This window comes from Stenotrophomonas sp. STEN030, assembly GCF_056759995.1.
Genome location: NZ_JBRREB010000115.1, coordinates 1 through 2,450, shown reverse-complemented (window position 1 = coordinate 2,450; position 2,450 = coordinate 1). Strand labels below are relative to the sequence as shown.

Sequence of the window (2,450 nt, the reverse complement as noted above, 5' to 3'; positions counted from 1 at the left end):
GCCGAGCCATGCTCGGCATTGGCATTACCGGTAAAGCCTCTGCCGAGCATGGCTCGGCACTACATGCCCCGCCCTCATGGTTGCCCAAGCAACCACACTCCGCTCCACCGTCACGCTCTGGCACACTCGCGCTTCCACCAACACGGAAGTCGCCGCCATCGTTCGCCAGACCAGCCTTGCCCGCATCGCCAGCTTCGCGCTCATCACCCTGAGCAGCACTGCTTTGGCCGCCGACAACTTCATCGTCCGCGACCACGTCAGCGATGGCACCTTCACCACCGGCATCGAAGGCCCGGCGACCGGCCCGGATGGCGCGCTGTATGTGGTCAACATCGGCAAGGACGGCACCATCGGCCGCGTTGATGAAACCGGCAAGGCGACGCTTTTCCTCACCCTGCCGGAAGGCAGCGTCGGCAACGGCATCCGCTTCGGTAGCGATGGCACGATGTATATCGCAGATTACCCACGCCACAACATCCTGCGCGTAGCGCCCGACTCAACCAGCGTCAGCGTGTTCGCGCATCTGCCAAATGCACACCAACCCAACGACATCGCCCTCGCCCCGGACGGCACGCTCTACGCCAGCGACCCCAACTGGGCCAAGGCCGATGATGGTCAGCTATGGCGCATCGACCGCGACGGCAGCGTGCATCTGCTTGAATCCGGCATGGGCACTACCAATGGCATCGAGGTCAGTCCCGACGGTCAGCATCTGTACGTCAACGAAAGCGTGCAGCGCAATGTCTGGGTTTACGACCGTGCTGCCGACGGCAGCATCAGCAACAAGCGACTGCTGATCCGTTTCGATGACCATGGCATGGACGGCATGCGCTGCGATGCCGACGGCAATCTCTATATCGCCCGTTACGATGCCGGTGTGATCGCGGTGGTCTCGCCCGAAGGCAAGCTGCTGCGCGAAGTGCAGCTCAAGGGGCGCAAGCCCAGCAATCTCGCCTTTGGCGGCAGCGACGGCCGCCAGGTCTTCGTCACCCTGCAGGACCGTGGCGCGGTGGAAACCTTCCAGGCCGACCGCCCCGGTCGAGAATACGGCTTGCAGCCTTCAGCCAAACCCTGACCCAGTCTCAGCTCCTGCAATCCATATCAGGCATGCTGTAGGTCATGGGAGGAACCGCAATGCACAGCATCGAACTGAAGGACCCGGCCGGCTTCGGCAATGAGTTTCTGCGCCTGACCCTGATGCAGGGTTTCCAGTCGCTGACCAAGCGCGACCTGGAATTGCTGATCTTCGTCTTGATTGAACGCGATGGCGCTATCAATCGCAGCGATTCCAATGCCGCCGTTGCCCTGCAGCTGCGGGTCACTCCGGCCAAGGTCAAAGGCCTGCGTCGCGATGGCTATGCGCGTTGGCGGGCGCTGGTACCGGAAGAAGGTGAGGCCGCCCTGCAGCGCATCGTCGCCGCGGTGCTGACCGAGGCCAATCTGCGCTCCGGCGCAAAGCACGTCAGCGAGCGCAGCCGCAAGGAAGGTTTCCTCGCGATCCGCATCGAGCACCCCGACGATGCCCAGCGCTTCGAGCAGGCCATCCTCGATGTCGGCGCGATCCCGGTCTATGAGCGCAACCGCGAAGTGGTCGCGGTGCGCTTCGACACCTTGCTCAACATCGCCGAGCGCTGGAATTACCTGCAGCCCGATCCGCAGGCCACTCTGGATGCCTTGAAGAAGCTGGCCCCGGCCTCGGAAGAAGTCGCCGACCTGCTGAAGAAGGACGTCACCCAACTGCGATGGGTCGACTTGCGCCGCGCGCTCAACAGCCTGGGCGCGAAGGCGATCAGCTCTACCGCCGAAGGTGGTTTGAAGGGCTTGCTGAAACTGGTCTTCCCGTTCATCCCGGGCTGAACGGCTCGCCCGTTCAGCTGCTGCGCACTACCATCACAAATGCCGCCACCCGCGTGGCGGGCCCTGTTTCCACCAACGATGAGTCGTGCCATGTCTGTGCTTCGTATTGCCCTGCCGTTGGCGTTCGCCATCCTGCTGCCCGTTGCTGCCAACGCGCAGACGGTGCCGCGCCCTGAGCCTGCGGTCAGCATGCCGTTGAACGACGCGCCGGTGCATGTGCGCGAGCAATCGCTGGCGACTGGCAAGGTCACCCACTCCACGCAGATCCTGATGCCCACCGATCAGGCCCAGGTCACCGTGCGCTCGATCCAGCCGGACAGCGTGATCGGCAATTACCGCATCGATTTTGCTGCGATGGATGTGGACGGTGATGGTTTCATCAGCCGCGAGGAAGCACAGGCCAATCCAGCCTTGGCTGACGAGTTCAATGCCTTGGATACAGCGCGTCGCGGCAAGCTGTCACGCGAGCAGTTGGCTGGCTGGTTGCGCTGAAGCATCACCTGTAGAGCCGAGCCATGCTCGGCAGCCGCTTCACCTGTAGTGCCGAGCCATGCTCGGCATGGGGCATTACCGAGAAAGCCCCTGCCGAGCAT

General features: G+C 63.2%; 3 protein-coding genes. All 3 read left to right on the top strand.

Annotation, left to right across the window (positions count from 1 at the left end; translation table 11 throughout):
• Window positions 1-76 precede the first annotated feature (76 nt).
• The 3 genes from ACVOLR_RS20015 (at window position 77) to ACVOLR_RS20005 (ending at window position 2,349) form a co-directional block, all read left to right on the top strand.
• Window positions 77-1,075, top strand: a complete 999-nt coding sequence (locus tag ACVOLR_RS20015; RefSeq protein WP_481537984.1) for an SMP-30/gluconolactonase/LRE family protein — start codon at window positions 77-79, stop codon at window positions 1,073-1,075.
• A 59-nt stretch (window positions 1,076-1,134) separates the two neighbouring features.
• The gene (locus ACVOLR_RS20010) at window positions 1,135-1,857 is read left to right on the top strand and encodes a hypothetical protein (RefSeq protein ID WP_481537983.1); all 723 of its coding nucleotides are present in this window, start codon (window positions 1,135-1,137) and stop codon (window positions 1,855-1,857) included.
• Window positions 1,858-1,947: 90 nt separating this feature from the next.
• Window positions 1,948-2,349, top strand: a complete 402-nt coding sequence (locus ACVOLR_RS20005; protein ID WP_481537982.1) for an EF-hand domain-containing protein — start codon at window positions 1,948-1,950, stop codon at window positions 2,347-2,349.
• Window positions 2,350-2,450: the final 101 nt, after the last annotated feature.

Coding starts and splice junctions, on each gene's coding strand:
- ACVOLR_RS20015 (WP_481537984.1), top strand. CDS start 77: ATGGTTGCCCAAGCAACCACACTCCGCTCCACCGTCACGCTCTGGCAC.
- ACVOLR_RS20010 (WP_481537983.1), top strand. CDS start 1,135: ATGCACAGCATCGAACTGAAGGACCCGGCCGGCTTCGGCAATGAGTTT.
- ACVOLR_RS20005 (WP_481537982.1), top strand. CDS start 1,948: ATGTCTGTGCTTCGTATTGCCCTGCCGTTGGCGTTCGCCATCCTGCTG.